Origin of the sequence: Paenibacillus glycanilyticus NBRC 16618, from assembly GCF_004000805.1 — a bacterium.
Classification (GTDB): Bacteria; Bacillota; Bacilli; order Paenibacillales; family Paenibacillaceae; genus Pristimantibacillus; species Pristimantibacillus glycanilyticus.
Genome location: NZ_BILY01000014.1, coordinates 118271 through 139531, shown reverse-complemented (window position 1 = coordinate 139531; position 21261 = coordinate 118271). Strand labels below are relative to the sequence as shown.

At 51.0% G+C, this 21261-nt stretch carries 18 protein-coding genes; 16 read left to right on the top strand and 2 right to left on the bottom strand.

The features are described from left to right. Window positions 1–74: 74 nt before the first annotated feature. The 12 genes from corA (at window position 75) to bacA (ending at window position 13606) form a co-directional block, all read left to right on the top strand. On the top strand, window positions 75–1022 hold the full coding sequence (gene corA / locus PGL01S_RS13680; protein ID WP_127495168.1) for a magnesium/cobalt transporter CorA: 948 nt from the start codon (window positions 75–77) through the stop codon (window positions 1020–1022). Between the two features lie 30 nt (window positions 1023–1052). Next, window positions 1053–1877 (top strand): hypothetical protein, encoded by an 825-nt coding sequence (locus PGL01S_RS13675; protein WP_127495167.1) that lies wholly within the window; start codon window positions 1053–1055, stop codon window positions 1875–1877. Between the two features lie 84 nt (window positions 1878–1961). Then, a complete protein-coding gene (hrpB, locus tag PGL01S_RS13670; RefSeq protein ID WP_127495166.1) occupies window positions 1962–4454 on the top strand; it encodes an ATP-dependent helicase HrpB in 2493 nt (830 codons plus the stop codon). A 25-nt stretch (window positions 4455–4479) separates the two neighbouring features. Then, window positions 4480–4770 carry a DUF1294 domain-containing protein gene (locus PGL01S_RS13665; protein WP_127495165.1) on the top strand — a complete coding sequence of 97 codons (291 nt, stop codon included), beginning with the start codon at window positions 4480–4482 and terminating at the stop codon, window positions 4768–4770. Window positions 4771–4912: 142 nt separating this feature from the next. Next, window positions 4913–6994 carry a HelD family protein gene (locus tag PGL01S_RS13660; protein ID WP_127495164.1) on the top strand — a complete coding sequence of 694 codons (2082 nt, stop codon included), beginning with the start codon at window positions 4913–4915 and terminating at the stop codon, window positions 6992–6994. Window positions 6995–7170: 176 nt separating this feature from the next. Then, complete coding sequence (locus PGL01S_RS13655; protein WP_244935585.1) at window positions 7171–7911, top strand: DsbA family protein; 741 nt, start codon at window positions 7171–7173, stop codon at window positions 7909–7911. A gap of 5 nt (window positions 7912–7916) precedes the next feature. Next, entirely contained in the window at window positions 7917–8363 is a 447-nt protein-coding gene (locus tag PGL01S_RS13650; RefSeq protein WP_127495163.1) for a disulfide oxidoreductase, read from the top strand. A gap of 242 nt (window positions 8364–8605) precedes the next feature. Further along, complete coding sequence (locus PGL01S_RS13645) at window positions 8606–9700, top strand: nitric oxide synthase oxygenase (protein WP_127495162.1); 1095 nt, start codon at window positions 8606–8608, stop codon at window positions 9698–9700. Between the two features lie 30 nt (window positions 9701–9730). Beyond that, complete coding sequence (locus tag PGL01S_RS13640) at window positions 9731–10867, top strand: DUF3900 domain-containing protein (RefSeq protein ID WP_236013162.1); 1137 nt, start codon at window positions 9731–9733, stop codon at window positions 10865–10867. A 14-nt stretch (window positions 10868–10881) separates the two neighbouring features. Then, a complete protein-coding gene (locus tag PGL01S_RS13635) occupies window positions 10882–11241 on the top strand; it encodes a Lin0512 family protein (RefSeq protein WP_127495160.1) in 360 nt (119 codons plus the stop codon). A gap of 127 nt (window positions 11242–11368) precedes the next feature. After that, the gene (locus PGL01S_RS13630) at window positions 11369–12667 is read left to right on the top strand and encodes a hemolysin family protein (RefSeq protein ID WP_127495159.1); all 1299 of its coding nucleotides are present in this window, start codon (window positions 11369–11371) and stop codon (window positions 12665–12667) included. Between the two features lie 150 nt (window positions 12668–12817). Then, window positions 12818–13606: an undecaprenyl-diphosphate phosphatase gene (gene bacA / locus PGL01S_RS13625; RefSeq protein ID WP_127495158.1), complete on the top strand. Its 789-nt coding sequence runs from the start codon at window positions 12818–12820 to the stop codon at window positions 13604–13606. Window positions 13607–13662: 56 nt separating this feature from the next. Here the strand turns inward: bacA and PGL01S_RS13620 are convergent, their stop codons facing one another. Further along, window positions 13663–15075, bottom strand: coding sequence for a hypothetical protein (locus PGL01S_RS13620; protein ID WP_127495157.1), 1413 nt, complete (start codon window positions 15073–15075; stop codon window positions 13663–13665). 218 nt (window positions 15076–15293) lie between these two features. Between PGL01S_RS13620 and PGL01S_RS13615 the strand changes: the two genes are divergently transcribed. Continuing rightward, window positions 15294–15572 (top strand): hypothetical protein, encoded by a 279-nt coding sequence (locus PGL01S_RS13615; RefSeq protein WP_127495156.1) that lies wholly within the window; start codon window positions 15294–15296, stop codon window positions 15570–15572. A 206-nt stretch (window positions 15573–15778) separates the two neighbouring features. Here the strand turns inward: PGL01S_RS13615 and PGL01S_RS13610 are convergent, their stop codons facing one another. Beyond that, complete coding sequence (locus tag PGL01S_RS13610; protein ID WP_127495155.1) at window positions 15779–16405, bottom strand: DedA family protein; 627 nt, start codon at window positions 16403–16405, stop codon at window positions 15779–15781. Window positions 16406–16612: 207 nt separating this feature from the next. Between PGL01S_RS13610 and PGL01S_RS13605 the strand changes: the two genes are divergently transcribed. From PGL01S_RS13605 to PGL01S_RS13595, 3 genes are all read left to right on the top strand, one after another. Beyond that, entirely contained in the window at window positions 16613–18028 is a 1416-nt protein-coding gene (locus tag PGL01S_RS13605; RefSeq protein WP_127495154.1) for an MDR family MFS transporter, read from the top strand. Window positions 18029–18051: 23 nt separating this feature from the next. Next, window positions 18052–19026 (top strand): serine hydrolase domain-containing protein, encoded by a 975-nt coding sequence (locus tag PGL01S_RS13600; RefSeq protein WP_127495153.1) that lies wholly within the window; start codon window positions 18052–18054, stop codon window positions 19024–19026. A gap of 81 nt (window positions 19027–19107) precedes the next feature. Further along, complete coding sequence (locus tag PGL01S_RS13595) at window positions 19108–21069, top strand: stalk domain-containing protein (RefSeq protein ID WP_127495152.1); 1962 nt, start codon at window positions 19108–19110, stop codon at window positions 21067–21069. Window positions 21070–21261: the final 192 nt, after the last annotated feature.

Genomic DNA, 21261 nt, shown 5'->3' with positions numbered 1-21261 from the left:
GACGCAACTTTTTTACAGAATGGCGGTTACGCGTTAGAATAAGAGAATCGGTTATCACGATGGAGGATTCGGCTATGATTCGGATAAAAGGTTATACGAAACAAAAAACATGGGTCAACGACATCGCGTTGGAGGATCTCAAAAAGCTCGATCTTGACTGGTATTGGGTCGATTTCAGCGAGCCGGAAGCCTCGGAGACGAAGCTTCTCGATACATACTTTCATTTTCATCCGCTGGCGATTGAGGACTGCTGTCATCTGCTGCAGCGGCCTAAGCTGGACCATTACGACGATACGCATTTCTTCGTGCTGCATTCGGTTAACTCGCGCAGCCTGGATGTGGAGGAGGTCAATTTATTTATTGGCCCCAGGTTTATCGTGACCTATCACGTAAAAAATTCAGAAGAGATTAACGAAGCGTGGGCCAAAATGCAATCTGCTTCCAAGCTGGGAAACGACGGCTATTTGTTTGCGGCTTATATGGTTATCGACCAGCTGGTTGACGAGTATTTCCCTGCCGTACAGGAACTGGAGGAGCAGGTGCTTGATATGGAGATCGGCAGCGAAAGCGCGAATCAAATGACGATGGACGAAATCTTCAACATTCGTTCAAGGCTGCTGCGTCTCCGCAAGACGATCCTGCCAATGCGGGACCTGCTCTATCGAACACTGAATACGGAACGGATTGAAGGGTTAAAAGGTTATCTGGCGTTCTATCACGACGTGTACGACCATCTTCTGAAGCTGACTGAAATGACCGACGCCTCGCGCGAAATGACATCGGATTTGCGCGACAGCTTTATGTCGTACAACGCGAACCGGATGAATGCCATCATGAAGACGTTAACGGTCATTACGACGATCTTTATGCCGCTGACGTTTCTGGCCGGCATTTACGGCATGAACTTCGAGAATATGCCGGAGTTGAAATGGCATTGGGGATATTTTGGCCTAATCGGATTTATGGTCATGATTGGTATAGCCATGTACATCTGGTTCCGCAGAAAAGGCTGGTTTGATTAGAAAAACAATTTCCAGGGATTGAGGTTTTTCATGGAGAATCCATCAGTTGCGGGCTTGGATAGGAAAAGAAAGCTGCAAATCGCCGGCATCATGGCGGGCATCTTTTTATTGCTGGGGCTGCTGTTTGCCGTGATGATCTACGCTATGCAGGCGAAAAGCGAAGGGGTGAAGCGGGACGCCAATGCTCCGTCTGCTTATATTTATGAAGAAGTCGAAGCATCCAACGGCATGAAGCTTCACGTGCTGGAGACAAGGCCTTCGAATATCACTCTGGCCTCTATTCGGAACAACATCTCTTTAACGCCTTATTACGGAGTAAACGGCGGGTTTTTTTATGAGAATTCCCTGCTAAGCATCGCCGTGGTAGACGGACTGCCGGTCAATGGGGCTCCGGATGATTACGGATCCGGTGCGGAGAATGTCAAGTATGCCCGCGGAACATTAGTCTGGGACGGAGCTTCGGACAAGCTGTCCGTGCAGGTGGTAAGCGAAGCCGCCGATTTGAAGGTTATGGACCACACCAGGTTTTGGGCGCAGGGCGGCATAAGCATGAGTCTGGGGCAGGATCAGAAGTGGCTTGAGCAGATCGAGACGGAACAAGCGCCATATCCGGACGATGCCCGTTTGCGTTCGGCCGCCGTCTATGACCGGGAAGGATTGCTCTTTCTGGTTGTTAGCAGCTCGAAAGGGTCGCTGCAGGCTTTTCGTGATGCGATAATAGAAAAGGTTGGCAGAGGTATGCTGGCGGACGGGATTTTTCTTGACGGGGACGGTTCGTCCCAGCTTCGTTCCGCGGAAAAAACATTAACCGGGGATAACCGGCCGGTGGTTCAAATGATGAGGCTGGTCAAATAATTCATGCCATTAACTATCATAATTAACCGCATTAAATAAGAGGTATTTAATGAGGTTAAATAAAAGCGGGGGAATGTGTAACTTATGAAGCAACTGCCTATTGATGCCGTACTGCCGGAGCTGCTGCAAGCCTTGCGGGACGGAACAAACGCGGTGCTTGTCGCAGAGCCCGGAGCCGGCAAGACAACCCGGGTTCCACTGGCGCTTCTTCAAGAGAAATGGCTGAACGGCCGGAAAATCGTGATGCTGGAACCGCGCCGGCTTGCCGCGCGATCCGCAGCCAAATATATGGCAACCACATTGGGGGAACAAGTCGGAGAGACTGTCGGCTACCGTGTAAGGCTGGATACGAAGGTAAGCGCAAAAACGAAAATCGAAGTGGTCACGGAAGGCGTACTGACCCGCATGCTGCAAGAGGATCAGGCGCTTGAACAGGTTGGGGCGGTTCTATTCGACGAATTTCACGAACGCCACCTTCATGGGGATCTTGGCCTGGCGTTAACCCTGCAGTCCCAGTCGCTGCTGAGGGAGGAGCTTCGCCTTCTCGTTATGTCAGCCACGCTTGACGCGGAGCCTGTCGCAGAATTGCTTGGCGGGGCACCTGTGATCCAAAGCAGCGGGCGCGTCTTTCCGGTTGAGACCGTCTACCGTAGTACGAGGGTAGAAGGCAGGATTGAAACGCTAGTTGCTTCCACTATAGTGGAAGCTATTCGGGAACATGAGGGCGACGTCCTAGTGTTCCTGCCCGGCGCAGGAGAGATCAGGCGAACGGCAGGCCTTCTTGCGCAATCCGGACTAGCTTCATCGATCCGAATCGCTGAGCTTCATGGCAATCTTCCGCTGGAAGCGCAGGATGCGGCTGTTGCTCCCTGCAAACCCGGAGAACGCAAGGTGGTATTGGCCACCTCCATTGCGGAATCCAGCTTAACCGTCGAAGGGATTCGTATCGTTGTGGATTGCGGACTGATGAGGGTTCCGAAGTTTTCTCCCCGCACCGGGATGACACGCCTGGAGACAGTGCCTGTCTCGCAAGCCTCGGCCGACCAACGCAGAGGCCGGGCAGGACGGCTTGCGCCTGGCGTCTGCTACCGGCTGTGGACGGAACAGGAGCATCCTTATTTACCGCCGCATAACACGCCGGAGCTGCTTGAAGCGGATTTGGCTCCGCTTGCTCTGGAGCTGTCTGCATGGGGAACCGACGATCCGGGCGAATTGATGTGGCTGGACGCTCCCCCGCAGGCAGCCTACCGTCAAGCGCTTGAGCTCTTGAAGCTGCTCCAGGCTCTTGATGCGGATGGCCGAATAACAAGCCGGGGGGCGAGAATGGCGAAGCTTGGCCTTCATCCAAGGCTGGGTTTTATGCTGCTTAAGGCAGAAGAACTGAATCTGTTAGATGAAGCATGCGAGCTGGCTGGTTTGCTTAGCGAGCGTGATTTATTGCCGCAGGAGCGGAATGTCGATGTATCGCTTCGGCTTGAGGCTCTGCACGGAGCAGGCGGTAGACTGGAGGCTGACCGCGGAGCCGTGCAGCGGATTAAAGCACAAGCCAAGCAGTGGCGGCAGATGGTGAAAGCTAAGGAGCAGGAGGATCAAGGCAAACGGGATTGGAAGGGTACCTCCTATGCGGGTCTGCTGATTGCTTTGGCTTACCCGGACCGGATCGCGCAAAAACGGGCGGATGGCCGTTATTTGCTCGCGAATGGCCGCGGTGCTGCGCTGCCGGAGCTTCAGCCCTTGTCGCGGTCTGCCTTCTTGGCTGCAGCGGAGCTTGACGATGCGGGCAGCGAAAGCCGCGTACGCCTTGCAGCCGAGCTGGATCTAGATATGCTCGAGCACGCAGCCGGTGAACAGTTCCAAGCGGAAGAGAGCGTGGAATGGGATCCCGGAGCGCAAGCGGTGCGCGCACGAAGACGCATACGGCTTGGCTCGATTATATTAAAGGAAACGCCAATTCAGCAGCCAGCGCCTGAGTTGATTGCTGCAGCGCTGGCTGACGGCATTGCAAGCGCTGGTCTTGGTCTGCTCTCGATGTCGAAGGCCGCAAGGCAATTGCAGGCGAGAATGCAGCTGATGGCGCATCATAACAGCGGATGGCCGGATGTATCCGAAGCTGTGCTGCTTGCTACCGTTCACGATTGGCTGCTTCCGCATCTGTACGGCATGAAGAACAAATCGGATTTGCAGCGTCTTAACATGGTGCAGCTGCTGGAAGGGCTGCTGACTTGGGGGCAGCGGCAGGAGCTTGACGAGCAGGTGCCTACGCATATGACGGTGCCTAGCGGCTCGCGGATTCCGATTGATTACAGCGATCCGGACGCGCCTTTCATAGCCGTAAGGCTTCAGGAGCTGTTCGGGCTGCGGGAGACGCCGCGCCTCGCTGGGGGAAGGCTGCCATTGACGCTTCATCTGTTATCGCCTTCCCAAAGGCCGGTGCAGGTGACCAGAGATTTAAGAAGCTTCTGGAACGAAGCCTATTTCGAAGTGAAAAAAGACTTGAAAGGACGGTATCCGAAGCATTATTGGCCGGATGATCCGTATGCGGCGCAGCCAACGAACCGGGTAAAGCCGCGTACGTAATCGATTGCAGGAAGGGGATACGAGCATGATCCTGTTGATTATTTATTTGCTTGTCGTTAATATAATCGCGTTTGCGATGATGGGAATGGACAAAAGCTATGCTAGACGCAAGAAGAGGCGCATTCCGGAAAAAAGGCTGTTTGGAGTAAGCGCAATCGGCGGAGCTTTAGGGGCCTGGATAGGCATGCAGGCATGGAGGCACAAAACGAAGCATGCCTCTTTCCGGGTCGGAATTCCGTTGTTGTTCATTTTTAACCTTGTCGTGATTTACTATTTAGCGGGATTGATCGGGATGAATTTCAATTTCGTTGCTTAAGGCATTTGTCCTGTGGTATATTGGTTATTCGTTTTTTGCAAACCAACATCATTCTTAGTCCATGCTTACGGGCTAAGAATCACAGCAGTTGACTATATGGAAGTCAACTGTGCAGTTCATTCTTTTTAGGAGGTAACTGACAATGACCACGGTTCAAAGTGCCTATCAAGAAGAACAAGAAAGGCTGGCTCGGTCGCTCGACGATATCAAGAGTCAGCTGGCAGGCATTGGTCCCCGTTATACGGGCGACGATTTTACGGAGCAGATGCTCGATCTGCAGCGCGAGGAGCGCAAACAGCGTCTGGAGGTTGCATTCCGCGAGCCTTATTTCGGGCGGATTGATTTCGAGGAGCTGCCGGAAGGCGAGAAGAAGCCGCTGTATATCGGCAAGGCAGGCGTTGCCAAGCAAGGCAGCAACGAGTTGCTTGTTATCGATTGGCGCGCGCCGGTCGCCAGCTTGTTCTATTCTTTTACGGGCGGGGAGGATGCGGCTACGTACACGGCGCCGGAAGGCGATATCGAAGGCTATGTGCATCTGAAGCGCAATTTTATGGTGCGGCAGGGCGAGCTTGTCCGCATGGTTGACAGTTACGTGCGCGGGAAGGAAGAAGAGTCCGTAACGGATGAATTCCTATTATACCGCTTGGGCGAGAACAAAGATAACAAATTGCGGGATATCGTCTCAACGATCCAGCATGAACAGGACCGGATTATCCGTTCCGAACGGAGCAAAGCGTTGTTCATACAAGGGGTAGCGGGAAGCGGTAAAACGACAGTGGCCCTTCATAGACTAGCGTTTCTTCTTTATCAATACGCGGATCGGGTAAAAGCGGAACGAATGATTATATTCGCTCCCAACCGAATGTTCCTGGATTACATTTCTGGCGTTCTTCCCGAGCTTGGCGTAGGCGATATTTTGCAGACGACGTTTGCGGACTGGTCGCTTGAGCTGTTAGGGCATGAGGTGAAGCTGAGAAGCGCATCGGATGCCTTGGCTTACTGGTTCGAGCAGCATCGTTCGGCGGTTGAGATGGCAAATGCGCCAGGCCGGATCAAAGGCTCGCTTGCCTTCAAAGAAGCGATCGATTCCCGGATAGAAGAGCTGGCACAGCGGATCGTTCCGGTTATTCCGTTTGAACCGCTGCCAGGTCTTGTGCTGCAGCCGGAGCAAATGAAGGAATGGTACGAGACGGATTACGGCGACGAGACTTTGATGCAAAAGCGCGAACGGCTCGTGAACCGCATCCGCCGCTGGTATGAATCGGAGCTTAAGCTGCGCAAGGTTGTGGATAAGAAGCTGCGCGCCAAAGCGCAGACCAAGCTCACTGCCTTTGCGAAAAAGATCCCATCTTACACGGCACCGCAGCTATATACGGCTTTATTCCAAGGCAAGCAAGCCGTGTCTGTCATTCCGAAGGATATCGCGGCAGCTACGGCCGCCGCGTTGAAGGATGGCGTGGTTGAAGCGGAGGATCTGGCACCGTTAGTCTACATTCATTTGCGGCTGTATGGATTAAAGATCCCGGCTTACGATCATATCGTTATTGACGAGGCGCAGGATTACTCGCCATTCCAGCTGGAAGCCCTGAAGCTTTGCCAACGAACGCCGTCGATGACGGTACTGGGCGATCTTCAGCAAGGCATTCACGCATACGCAGGAATTAACAGCTGGACGGAGCTGATCCAGCTCTTTAACGAGGAACAGACCGGCTTTTTCGAGCTGAACCGCAGCTATCGTTCGACCATGGAAATCATCGAATTCGCGAACCGAATTCTAGGCGCGATGGGCGGCGGCGTAAAACCGGCGGTGCCGGTGTTCCGGAGCGGAGACCCGGTTGAGGTTGTGCAGGCGGACCAAGCCGCATGGCAGAAGCAGATTGCGCAGTCCGTCCGTAAGTGGCAGGCTGACGGCCAGTTCCAGACGATTTCGGTTATCGGCCGTACCGCGGAGCAATGCGCGGAGCTGCATGATTATCTGATTAGCGAAGGGCTCGAGGCGTCGCTGGTACAGAGCAAGCAGCCGGAGTACGGCGGGGGGCTATCGGTTGTGCCGGTCTATTTGTCGAAGGGGCTGGAGTTCGACGCGGTACTCATTGCGGACGCCGGAGCCGATATGTATACGCAGGATGACGCTAAGCTTTTGTATGTAGGCTGCACGCGTGCTCTTCATAAGCTGAAGCTGCTGCACCGTGATTCTTTAACGACATTAATTAACGAAGATTAGCCGAATAAATATGACAGTATTTCGTCATGTCACAGCTAGTTATTGACATTAAAGCCCGTTGTAACTACACTGGTCACAAGTACAGGCCCATCATCGGCGCCAGGCACTGGAAATTGTGCCTGGCGCTGGATACGGCCAAGCGACATTATTCAAATGCCGGGGAGGAATGGACAAGTTTGGGCACTCAAGCAAAAGCAAAGGCCAAGCAGCAGCGGCCAAGACAAGGCACTTACAAGCAGCCGGTAAAGAAGCAATCCAATAAATCGCTTATTGTTTTGACGCTGGCGATCGTAGCCGTAATCGTAGTTATCATTTTAGGTATTAATCATCAATCCAATCAGCAGGCTGATCTTGCAAACAAGGTATACGATATCGATTATACGGGATTTCCGGTTAAGGGGAATGCGGAGGCTCCGGTCAAAATCGTCGAGTTCGGCGACTACAAATGCCCGGTTTGCCAGTATTTTGCGCAAAACGTAGAACCGCAGCTGGAGAAAGACTTTATCGATACGGGCAAAGCAGCTTTGTATTTCGCGAACTATACCTTTATCGGTCCCGACTCAACAACAGCGGCATTGGCTGCCGAAGCAGTGCAGCAGCAAGCCGGCGACGAAGCGTTCTGGACGTATTACAAAACGATCTATAATAATCAAAAGGACGAGAAGACCAAATGGGCAACCTCGGACTACCTTGTTCAGCTCGCGAAGGACGCGAAGCTTACGCTTGACTTCGACAAGCTGAAGAAGGATATCGACGATAAAACGTATCAAAGCGAAGTGAACAAAGACAACGCGAAAGTAGGCCCGCTTAATGTAACGGGTACGCCAACGCTCTTTATTAACGGCGTCCAATATGCCGGCAACCTTGATTACGCGAGTATCAAAGCGGCAATCGACGAAGCTGTGAATAAGGGGTAGGGAACTTGACAACGACAACCGAATCCGAAATCTATGAAAGCTGGTTTCAGCGATATGGTTTATATTTGGCTTGGCTTGTCGCTCTAGTCGCTACCGGCGGGTCCTTGTATTTTAGCGAAATCCGCGGCTTTATACCTTGCGATCTGTGCTGGTACCAGCGAATTTTCATGTACCCGCAGGTCATTCTGCTTGGAATCGCGGCTTATCGCGGCGACCGCCGCATCATCGGTTATGTTCTGCCGCTGAGCATCATCGGAATGCTGATCTCGATCTATCACAATTTCGAAATCTGGTTTCCGAAGGTGGGCGATATGATGCCATGCCGCTCGGGTATTCCATGCAACTATGATTATCTGAACTGGCTGGGCTTCATCACCATCCCGCTGATGGCCTTGACCGCTTTTATTTTAATTACCGTTCTTCTGGTGCTTGGCCGCCAAAAAAGCGAGTAATGAAAAAATGAAATCGCCTATTTCCCTTAGAGGCAGGAAAGCTTTCAACAGCTTCTACTTGCCCATAGGGAAAGGGCGATTTTCTTTTGAGATGATGCTTACTAACGCAATTGTGACAAGCCGGTTAAATAAAACCATGAACAATAAGTGAACGCCCCTTTTTCGCTAGCGGCAAAGTGGCATGCTCCTTCAAAATACGTTATCGTAAGAAGAAAGTTGTTGGATAGAGAGCAGGTGCGAGCATGATTGCAACAGAATTATATAAAGAGGCGGAGCCGTTTATCGCCAATTGTTACAGTGAGCTGGGCAAGACGGAATCGGAAGCATTGGACCGTCTGAAGGAAATCGAGCAGTCGATTGAGAGCAAGGGCTACTATGTACATACGTTGGAGGAGCTTCGGCATGGAGCGAGGATGGCCTGGCGGAACAGCAACCGTTGTATAGGCCGGTTATTCTGGCAATCGCTTGAAGTGATCGATGCGCGTTCTTTAAAGGATGCCGATCAAATAGCGGAACAGGTATTTAACCATATTAAATATGCGACAAACGAAGGACGTATCCGTCCCGCTATTACGGTATTCGCGCCGCAATTCGGAGATCGGCAGATCCGGATTTGGAACCATCAGCTTGTACGATATGCAGGTTACGATACGGGAAGCGGAATACTGGGGGATCCGGCATCTTTGGAATTTACCCGGGTGTGCACGGATTTGGGCTGGAAAGGGGCGGGAACCGCGTATGACGTGCTGCCGCTTGTCATTCAGGTGAATGACGATCCTCCAAGATGGTACGAGCATCCGGAAGGACTAGTGAAGGAAGTACCGTTGTCTCATCCCGAAATTGAACGATTTGAAGAGCTGGCTCTGAAATGGTACGCGGTTCCTTTCATTTCGGATATGAAGCTGGAGATCGGCGGTATCACATACACGGCCGCACCGTTCAACGGCTGGTATATGGGGACGGAGATCGGGGCGCGCAATCTGGCCGACTTCAACCGCTACAACAAGCTTCCTGAGGTTGCCCGGCTGATGGGGCTGGATATGTCGACCAATACATCGTTATGGAAGGATCGTGCGCTGGTCGAGCTGAACGTCGCGGTTATTCACTCCTTCAAAAAGCACGGCGTGAGCATTGTGGACCATCATACGGCCTCGGAGCAGTTCATGCGGTTCGCCCAGCAGGAGCAAAATAACGACAGGCCGCTGACCGGCCGATGGTCCTGGCTCATCCCGCCGATGTCGCCTTCTACGACGCCGGTATGGCATCGCGGGTTTGACAATACGGAGCTAAAGCCGGCTTACGGTTATCAGAAGGCTCCTTATACCCGGAATAATTAATAAGCCAAGGTCATGGGGGAAAACTAAAAAGTGGATTTCAGAATGGAATATCTCTCTTTCTTCGTTATTGTAACGGATGGCGAGGACAGCTCTTCCTCGAAGCGGTATAAGCATTTTCAAACGCTGGAGGAAGACGATTATGAAGACAGCGAGATCAAACGTTTTCTCGACGGGGAATTTACGCGGATTGTCAAAAGAAAAGTAGAACGCAACCCCAATACCGAAAATGCGCCAACGAAAATCGGCCGCTTCATGGTTGAGCCGGGTTACGAGCTGGGGAGCAACCAGAACTACAACCTGTTCCAACGCTTGCGGGAAGCGGACTCGAAAGAGCGCTTCATCGGTATCGCCGACGAGCTGGTCCATATTTATATGGATACGACGGCCGTTCGGGGCGGGGCTTTTATCATTGCGCGGGCTAAGCTGAATACGTATTTCGACGAACCTTTCCTCTTCCTGCTTAAATGCGATTTCGAACCAAAGATTGCACGGATTTCCGATGAACGGAGCTTGATTTCGCATGTCGAAATGGCAATCAGCGCACGGGGGATGAAGTCGATTCAATATCCGCATATGCCGGAGGAAGGATCGCTTGACCATTGGGAGCTCAAAATCCATCAGGCTTCGCATGCCCGTTATTTCGAGGATTTCCTGAAGTTCGTGTCTTACGAAAAGCCGCTTCCCGAGGTTATGGGCGAACAAGTGCTGGGCATGGTCCAACAGTACATGGAGGATAAGTGGCAGGCTGAGCCGGAAAGCACGGAAAGACGCGAGGAAGAGAATGCGATCGAGGTGTGGGCCGCCAGCGAGAAGCGCGAGCTTCAAGAATATTGGACCCATGAGCAGGTGAGCACCGCTTCGGCTGCGCTTGTCGAGCAAAAGCCGGATCTGCCGTTTTCGTTCAAGCTTGGCGGCGTAACCGTTAAGGGGCTGCTGGCCGACTTCGGAATCACGCTGCATTTTGCTAAACATAATGGACGTTATGTTGCCGTTATTGAAGGAGATGCCTTCCAGTTCGAGAAAGGGGTCTCGCCTGTCGAATTGCTCCTGCCTCCGGATCTGGAACAGCTCCTGCCGATTATCGGGACTAACGTCAAGGAAGAAGAACCGGCTATACAGCCGTATGCAGAGGAGTCATCCGCGCAGGATGACGACGTACCTTGGTAACGGAGGGGAAGTCAATGGACAAATTATTTTTTATCGAGATCGGAATGGGTTGCGATCTGCACGGCCAGAACGTAACGAAAGCTGCGGTTAGAGCGGTCCAGAACGCGATCCATCATAATTCGATGCCCGGACTGCGCTCGGTCCTGCCAGGCGGGACGCTGGACAACATGAAGGTTCATGTCAAGCTGGCTGTGCCTTGCGACAAGGAGCTTCTTGACGTAGAGCAAGTGAAGGCTGTATTGCCATACGGCCAGGTTACGGTGGAAATTATGGATGGCGGAATGATGACGACAAGCGGAGTTGTACTGCCGGACAAGGATGACAAAAACGATCTGATCTACATCGTTAATGCGTCGGTGGAAGTTGGATATTAATAAGAAGCGCTAGTTAAACCGTATTCGGATCCTGCTGATCCGGATACGGTTTATTTTTTCAGGATTCATGAGCGGCCAAGGAGGGTAAAATACATATAATTACGAACAGTGCCGAGGAGAGACGCTTATGCTTCTGAAACTGATCTTGTTTGCGGTGCTGCTGTTTTGTTCTGCATTCTTCGTAGCAACAGAATTCGCAGTTGTCCGTCTCCGCCCCAGCAGGGTAAACCAAATGGTCGCGGAAGGTGTCCGAAATGGGACCGCGGTGCAAAATGTAATTACGCATTTGGACAGTTATTTGTCCGCCTGTCAGCTGGGCATCACGATTACTGCACTGGGTTTGGGCTGGCTTGGCGAACCTACCGTTCATGATCTGCTGGATCCGCTGTTTCACAGCTTGCATATCGGCGGAAATCTGGTTAACGTGCTGTCCTTTATTATATCCTTCGCAGTGGTGACCTATCTTCACGTCGTGCTTGGCGAGCTTGCGCCAAAGACGGTTGCAATCATTAAGCCGGAGCAAATCAGCTTAACCGCTGCTCCGATTATCATTGTTTTTTATAAAGTGATGTTCCCTTTTATCTGGCTGCTTAACGGTTCTGCCAACAGCATCGTCCGATTGATGGGCTTCAAGCCGACGGGCGAGCATGAAGCTCATTCGGAGGAAGAGATCAAAAGCATCATGTCAGAGAGCTTCGAGAACGGCAAAATTAATCAAAGCGAGCTCAGCTATGTGAACCGGATATTTGAATTCGACGAACGTCTGGCAAGGGAAATCATGGTGCCGCGTACCGACATGGTTTGTTTGTTTATCGAGAATTCCAAAGTGGATAATATCTCGATTATCCGGCGCGAGCAATATACACGGTTCCCGGTTGCGAAAGGAAGCAAGGACAATATTATAGGCATCATCAATACGAAGCAGTTCTTCATGCAGTACTTCGGCAACGACGAGACCGATGTTGCCTCGCTTCTGCAGCCGGTTATGTCTGTACCGGAGGTGATGCCCATCAAGAAGCTTCTCCGAAAAATGCAGCAGGAGCGGGTGCATATCGCTATTCTGCTTGACGAATACGGCGGGACGTCGGGGTTGATCACGATTGAGGATATTCTCGAGGAAATTGTCGGAGAGATCCGCGACGAATTTGACGCCGACGAGGTGAAGGAAATCGATGCCATCGAGCCGAATCGTTTTATAATAGACGGCAAAGCATTAATCAGCGAAGTTAATGAAGCGCTTGGATCCCATCTGGAAAGCCATGACGTGGACTCGATCGGAGGCTGGTTGTTTAATCAATACCCTGATTTGCAGGTCGGGGTGCCTCAGGATTACGAAGAGCTGACTTTTATTATCCGCGAGAAAGAACGGCATCGCATCCGCAAGATTGAAATCATCGTCAATATCGTTAACCTCGTTAATGAATAAGGACTAACGAGCCGTATTCGAATAGCAGGAATGCGGCTTTTCTCCTAAAACGTTGGTTGCTTTCGCTTGTCTCCACCTTGTGCTATGATAATAAGGTTGGTTAACTCAGAAAAATAAGCGAAAGAAAATTTAGGAGATGGAGGACTACATTTGGGAGATTTATTTAATGCCATTATTATGGGCATCATTGAAGGGCTTACGGAATTTTTGCCTGTCTCTTCAACAGGCCACTTGATTCTGACAGCAGAGTTGTTAAACTTTCAGGATGACCGGGCAAAGGTCTTTGAGGTTGTTATCCAATTAGGCGCCGTACTTGCCGTCCTCGTGTTGTACTGGAGAAAGTTTTTGGGCTTGCTGAAATTCGATTTCAGAAAAGGATCGGGCGTTAACGCCATTCACTTTGTGCTTGCCATGATTCCCGCCGGAGTAATTGGAGTATTGTTTCATGATGTTATCAAAGATTATTTATTCAGCTCCGCAACGGTGCTTGTCGGTCTCGTAGCAGGCGGTATCCTGATGATCGTAGCAGACCGGTTGAAAAAGAAAGTTACTGCGGAAGAGCTGGATGACATTACATACAAGCAAGCTTTTGCTATCGGTATGTTCCAGGTTCTCGCCTTGTGGCCGGGCTTCTCCCGTTCCGGCTCGACGATCTCGGGCGGCATGTTCTTTGGCGCAAGCCAAAAGGCGGCAGCCGAATTTACGTTTATGGTATCGGTGCCGATTATGGCGGGTGCCAGCGGCATTGACTTGATCAAAAGCCGCGAGTTCTTAACGGCATCGGACGCCCCGCTGTTTATTATCGGTTTCGTTGCTGCGTTTATCGTTGCGATGATCGCGATTGTGACGTTCCTGAACCTGATCAAGCGTCTTAGCTTGTCGTGGTTCGCATATTACCGCTTTGCTCTTGCAATTGTATTTGCTTTTATTATTCTGTAAACAACAAAAGGATGATCCTCATGGCTTTAAGCCAACGGGATCATCCTTTTTTAGTGTTAGACCAGAAACATGGCTACAACCGTAGTCACGCAAAGTCCGATAATAACGGGCTTTAGATTACGTCGTGCCAGCTCGAATGGGCTTACGCCGCAAATGGCTGCAGCGGGGATAAGCGCCCACGGTACAAGGGTACCGCCGCCTACCCAGATCGCTGCGACCTGACCCAGAGCGGTCAAGGTGGCTACGCCGGAGCCGATTGCTCCTCCGAACAGATGGGCAATGGAACCCGCCAGCGATATACCCGAGAAGCCGGATCCGTCAAGGCCGGTAACGGCGCCTACCAGCGTCAACGTAACGGAGCCTACCTCGCCATTCACGGGTACATTGTTCGCTAGGGCAACGCCAAGGTCGTTGACGATGCCTTGAGAGCCGGCAGGAAGCGTATCTCCGAAGATGGCGGTAAAGCCGGAATCCCCCAGATAGAAGAAGGCCGCGATCGGAATGACGGGGCCAAACACTTTAAAGCCGAACAAGAAGCCTTCAATCAGATAATTAGTCGTTTTCTCCAGGCCTTTGTTCTTATGAGCGAGCATAGTGATGATGAGCAGGATAAAAATCGCGGTACCGCCGACAAGCGCGGTCGCATCGCCGCCTTGCAGGTCCAGCATAAACATGGCCACTACGTCTGCGGCAAACAGCAACGGAATCAGAATGGCAAGCGTCAGCTTGGTACCGTGGGACAGCACGTTTTTGAAAGCAAGATCATCTTCGCCGGTTAGCTCTTTATCGCCTTCCACTTTGGAGATGATGCCATCGTTCCATTTCCCGGTCTTCATATCGCGGCGCATCATCCAGAAAGCCGTAACCGTCGTAACGAGCCCCATTACGATAACAAGCGGAATACTTGCCTCCATAACATCGCTGACCGGCAAGCCGGCCGCGTCGGCCGTCAGTTTTGGGGCGCCTTGAATGATGTAGTCGCCGGACAACGCAATGCCGTGGCCGAACAAGTTCATTGCCATCGCGGCCCCTAATGCGGGAAGACCCACTCTTAGCGCAACAGGCAGCAGCACGGCACCGATCAAAGCTACGGCAGGGGATGGCCAGAAAAACCACGAAGTGACCATCATGATCAAGCCGATTCCCCAAAAGGCCAAGGTAGGCGTCCGCAGGAAGCGGGCGAATGGAGAGATCATCACTTCATTTATGCCAGTCCGGATCAATACCCGGCTCATTGCGACAATTATGGATATAATGAGGATAGTACCCATTAGTTCTTTAATGGCATAAATAAAGCTGTTAAATACACCGCTGACCGAGTCGCTCAACGATTCGGTTGCGAGTAGGCCAAGCACAAAGATGCCAACGATGCAAATGAGCGACGTATCTCTGCGCATCACCATAAAGCCGATAATGGCGACGATAAAGACGAGATACACCCAATGCAGCGCCACTAAATCAATGGCCATAAAATCACCCTCTCATGGGATACACGGCTTCGGTAACCGCTGCCGTAATGTACAGTATGCAGGGCTGCCCATAGGCGTTCATCACGGTATCCATGAGAATGTGCTTAACCGCCGTGAACATTTGTTGACGAATGCGGCAAACCGTATACAATTAGAGGACAGGCTTTTTTAACCATTTCAATCGCAAACTTGAATGATCGGAAGGAAGTATAGAACAGATGGATAACGTTAAAATTTTGGATGCGTCGATGACTTATACGAAGGAAGAAGGCTATGTTGGCCGCATACAATTCGAAATGACCGGCCAGCCCAATCAATACGAAATGACCATTCACAGCCGGAAAAGAACGGAGTGGGGGTACGGCCTATTTTTCCTTCACGAATCGGGCGACGAGGACCAGCTGCTGGCGGTAGAGGATATGCTCGAGGAGGATGACGAGCTGTTTGATTACCTGGTGAACGCGGCGGAAGAAAAATTGGATCCGAAGTTCAAATAAAAAAACCTCCGGCTTCCCTAAATATAGGGTTCCGGAGGTTTTTTCGCATTTATTGCGGTCCTTCATCATCGAATTGCTTCGATAGGTATTATCTCCACATTAGAATTTCATGTTTCCAAATAATTGGAAACTTAAATTCTAATTGGCGATTAAATCTACCGCTAACCGCGGTCGCTCATCTTCGAATGACTTCGATAAAGATTTCATCACATCGGCCGCTCGGCCTTATCGTTCTTCTTCGCCGTGCGATTGCGAATGTAAAGCCAGGCTGCCGCGCCTGCCGCAACAGCAATCAGGGCGTAGACGACAATCATGCCGTTATCGGCAATCGAGTCGCCAATCGCTTGCACCCGGTCACCGACGAACGTACCAAGGATAAAATAGATAAGCGTCCATACAAACGCGCTTGGATAGGCAAATAACGCAAAACGTCTAAAAGTCATCTTGTTGGTTCCCCCGACAAACGGCATCACATGCCGCAGCACGGGAAGAATAAGGCCGATGCTTAGCGCAAAGCCGCCGTACTTTTCGCTCATGTTTTGAGCTTGATGTATGAATTTATCCATGTTCTTTTTTCTCATGAACCAGTCGAACACTTTACTGCCCGCGAACCGGCCGATCGAGTAATTAAAAGTCATCGCCGAGCATATTCCAAGGAATACCATCAGATAAGCCGGCACGGGACTTAACAGACCCGAAGCAACAAATGCGCCGCCCGTCATAACGACAACTTCGTTCGGAACGGGAAGCCCGATTAAGCCAAGGCACAGTACCAGAAAAAGCGAGACGTAGCCGAACTGATCAATGACGGATACTAAATAATCATATCCCATTTGTTTATTCATCCCTTACATCATCAACGTATTTGATTAAAAAGGCGCTTTTATAAAGCTAACATAAAACAAGGCTTTCCGATAGGTCGAAATGGTTGTGTTCTTTGCCAAAAACCGCAAAAAGCATTGCTCTTTTCCCTGAACAAGTATCATAATAGAGTGTTTCGCATTTTTACCAAGTCATAAGACGTACGGAAAGGAGAAATAATGAGTACAACAACCAATAGACGTACCGTAACCGTTGCCTTGTATGTTGCGACCTTCCTTGCGGCCGTAGAAGGAACCATTGTAAGTACGGCTATGCCGAGCATTACCGGTGAATTGCACGGGATCCAGCAATACAGCTGGATTATCTCGATTTATCTGCTTGCCACGGTGATCACGACTCCGATATACGGCAAACTGTCCGATCTCTTCGGTCGCAAAAAAATGTTTATCGCCGGAGCGGGTATTTTCCTTCTGGGCTCCATGCTGTCCGGACTTGCCGTCTCCATGCCGCAGCTGATTGCTTTCCGGGCGGTTCAAGGGCTTGGAGCGGGGGCGTTGACCACGATTCCTTACACCATTATCGGCGACTTATACCCTTTCGAGCAACGGGCTAAAGTCCAGGGCTGGATGTCGAGTATTTGGGGCATCGCCGGCATCACGGGACCTCTAGCCGGCGGCTTGCTTGTTGACTACGTGTCCTGGCGGGCCATCTTTTATATGAATCTTCCGTTCGGCATCGTCGCGCTAATGCTTCTGATGGTGTCGATGAAAGAAGTGTCCGTGAAGCAGAATCGGCATATTGATTATCCCGGTATCGCTTCTTTTGCGGCAGGGATGTTCGCTTTCCTGTACGCACTGACGATTCTCCGTGAGCCGGATGCCTCTCAATCCATAACCGAAATCATCCTGCTTCTGGCATCCGCGGTGATCCTGCTGACATTGTTCTACTATATTGAAAAGCGGTCGCGCGAGCCGATTATTCCGCTGCAGATTTTTAAAATCCGGACGATAAGCGCGGTGAACGCAATCAGCTTTCTAATATGCGTAATCAATGTGGTTGCGATCTTTTATCTTCCGCTGTGGATTCAAGGCGTACTTGGCGAAAGCGCGACATACTCCGGCATGGCCATGATCCCGCTGTCCATAGGTTGGCCGCTTGGAGCTATTCTAGCCGGTAATTTTATTGCCAAGTATGGCATGCGCCGCATCGCGGTAACGGGCTCGCTCTTTCTCATAGCCGGAAGCGCCGGCTTCATGCTTATGAACGCCCACACCTCCATCGTGCTGTTTATGGTTTATACATGCTTATCCGGCTTGTCGTTCGGTTTATCGTTAACAAGCTTTACCGTCGCGGTAACCTCGGCTGTCAGCTGGGAGCTGCGCGGAGCGGCGGTGGGGAGCAACAACTTCATCCGCACGCTTGGACAGACGGTGGGGATAGCCATGTTTGGACTGCTCCTTAACACCGGGAATACGGAAGCGATTGATGCGCTTAAGCTGGAGCATAGCCTTCACCGGATCTTTATGATCCTGGGCGTCATGTCGGTCGTGGCGCTGCTGTCTATGTTTATGCTGCCAAAAGCCGGCACAGAAGGCAGCCATGCAGCACCGGATGCTGCGGATGCATCCTCTTAGAACCAGAAAGGCTGATGAATGGCATGACAACTTTAATCGATGATCCTTATTTACGTATCGTTGAGCCATCCGTTGCAGGTCTGGATGAATCGAAGCTGGAACGGATGAAGGAATGGCTGGAGCCATGGAAAATGACTTCCATCATTATTATGCGAGATGACGCGATAGCCTGGGAGTGGCATGCGAAGGGCGAAGATTCGGTTGGGCCGCTCTTATCCTGTACCAAAAGCGTGTTGTCCGCGCTTATCGGAGTTGCCATCGAGGATGGTTATATCCATAGCGTAGACCAGCCTGTTTCGGATTATTTCGAAGGAGCGGCAGACTCCTCCATTCAAATCAAGCATTTGCTGACGATGACGTCCGGTTGGGATTGGCCGGACTTCGATAAGCCTTATAAAGCGATGAAAAAAGCTCCTGACCCTATCCGGTTTGTACTTGAAAGATCCATGATAAGCGAACCGGGTAACGCCTATCTCTACAATTCGGGCGGCTCCCATCTTTTATCCGCTATTCTGACGGCAGCTACGGGCCAAAGCGCGCTTGACTACGCCACAAGCAGGCTCTTCCGGCCAATGGGCTTCCGCCAAGCGATATGGACCTCGCATAAAGGGATTAACGAAGGAGGCACCGGTCTTCAATTATTCGGAAGAGACTTGGCAAAGCTGGGACTTTTGCATTTAAGAGAAGGCGATTGGTTCGGTGAGAGGCTGATTCCAGCTTCATGGGTACAGGAGTCGACAAAGCGGCACCATAGAGGACTTCTTCACTATGAGCCGCCGATTTACGGGGCTTACGGGTACCACTGGTGGCAGTCGCCAGCCGAGCATAACGGAGCGTTTGACTGCTATTTCGCGTTTGGGCACGGCGGTCAATATTTGCTTGTTGCGCCTGAAGAACGACTGGTTATTGTGCTGCGAAAAGCACTGGCGGGACGAAACGAAGCGGTCAAATCTCGCAATCTTATCTTTGAACATATTGCGGGAGCCTTAAAAAAGTAGGCGGTTTGGTGCAACCTTTTGCTCTGGGATGCGTTTAATCTATGTCTGTTCAAACCATCCCAAAGAGAAAAGGAGAATCCAATGTTTAAGAAAGTCAGCTTAGTTGTCCTTGCCGCATTGATGCTGTTTGCTATTCCTATAGCGGCGCAAGGCGCTTCCAACGGTCAGAATCAATTAATTCTTCTTCAAAAAACAAAGCAAATGTACCATAACGGCAAGCTTTACATGGCTGCTCAGCCGCTTACCGAATTGAAAGGCACGACTTATATTTCCGCTACTGCCATCGCAGGCAGACTCGGGGGATCCGTGCTGTACGATGCGAACAAGAAGGAATATGTCCTTCGCAGCGCAACAAACGAACTCCGTTATGCGGCGGGCAAATCCTCCTATACGGTAAATGGTACTCGCGCAACGTTTACGGGCGCGCCTTTTGTACAAAACGGAAGCCTGATGATCCCGCTCCGCTCGGTGCTTCAGCCGTTCGGAATGACATTGTCTACGATTCCGGCACAGAAGAAGATTGTCTTGACTTGGACAACTAAGCCGGTAGCCAAGTTTAACATTGCATCCGGCGTTGTATATGCCGGCCAAACCGAAGTGACCTATGGCGATATGTCGTATTCGCCAAGCGGTGCCGCCATCGTTAACGAGCGTTGGGAAGGCAAACAAACCGTATTCGAGGCAGCAGGATCTTATACGGTAACCAAATGGGTTCAAGATGCAAACGGTGTCTGGAGCGATCCGTATTCGGTGACGATTAACGTACTTCCGCCGAATCTTCCGCCGGAAGCGCGTTTTGCAACGGACAAGTCTTATTATAAAATGGGCGAACTTATTCAATACAATGATATCAGCACCGATGACGAGAACAAGATTACTAAACGCGAGTGGGTTAATAACGCTAAGGCTTTCTTCGAACCAGGCGAACAGACGGTAACGTTGAAGGTAACGGATGCGCATGGCCTTACAAGCGAATTCTCCCAGACGGTTACGATTACGAATGATACGCTGTATACGAAGCAGGAGTTCGACCAGCTATACATGGATCAAGGCGAGAAATTCACGATTGACGGCGCAAGCGTACTTAAGCTTCCTACGCAGCCTTACACCGTTGTCTCGAACGGTCAGCAAACGTTTATCCGCAGCAACAGCCCCGAGATGATTAACGACGAGGGGATTTACTACCAGGATACCGCAAACGGCAATGTCCGTTTCTTGATCCACAATCAGAACAACCGTCCTAATCCGGTTAAGGTTTATATCGTAGCAACCAACGAAAACTCCACGGCGGCTACCGTAACCGATGAGCGTATCGGTCTTGGCGGTCCGGCTCCTTACGTAACCCAGGCAGGCAAAGCCGCTACGGCGAACTACCTGCTGTCGAGAACCGTTAACCCGGTTGGAACGGTAACAACCATTCCCGCGGGACAAAGCCGTGTTGTACTTAGCCCGTTAAGCAGCAAAGAAGTTGTCAACGGCCGCGTCATTACGCTGTATGCGGATGTAACCACTTCCGCGCCAATCAAATTCAGCGTGATCGTGGTAGACGCAAGCAAAGACGTGCTGCAGGCGCTTCCGCAGCTTCCGATCCTGCCGCGCGACGGCAAACACGTACGCGGTACTTTCGAACAAGCGAACCGCAGCATTAACGTTCTGCAGACCATTGGCGATGTTCCTTCGCGCATGATCCTGGCCGACAAAGTAGTGGATACCCGCTTGTCCGGTTTCGATGTATTGACAGGGGACGTGATGTCCAATGACGGCAACAACGGAGCATTGTACGTTCTGAATCTGTGGCATGTAAAACCGCACACGCTTATTGCCTTGAATCCGCGCGGCGGTCATTACGGCGGCGCGTTCTTGATCAACAATAAGCTGGTCTACGCAACAAATACGACCATTCTGAGCAATGCGAACGAAGCAGGCGTCCTTTACCGGACGGGAGATACCGAAGAATCGGTATCGATCGTATTTACGCCGGCATCCGGCAGCAACCTGCCGATCAACCTTCTGTTCCTGCCATTGCCGGAAGTTAAACAATAATTGTAGGTAAGAAAAAATGCCGATAAGAGCAAATTTGCTTTTATCGGCATTTTTTGCGTTCTGATGCGTTATATATATGTTAGATTTAAAAGAGTGCAGCCAGAATATAAGATGATATAAGAGGATATAGAGTTTGAATGTCGAGATTAAGAGTTTATATGGTTAATTATATTTACATAACTATTGATAAAA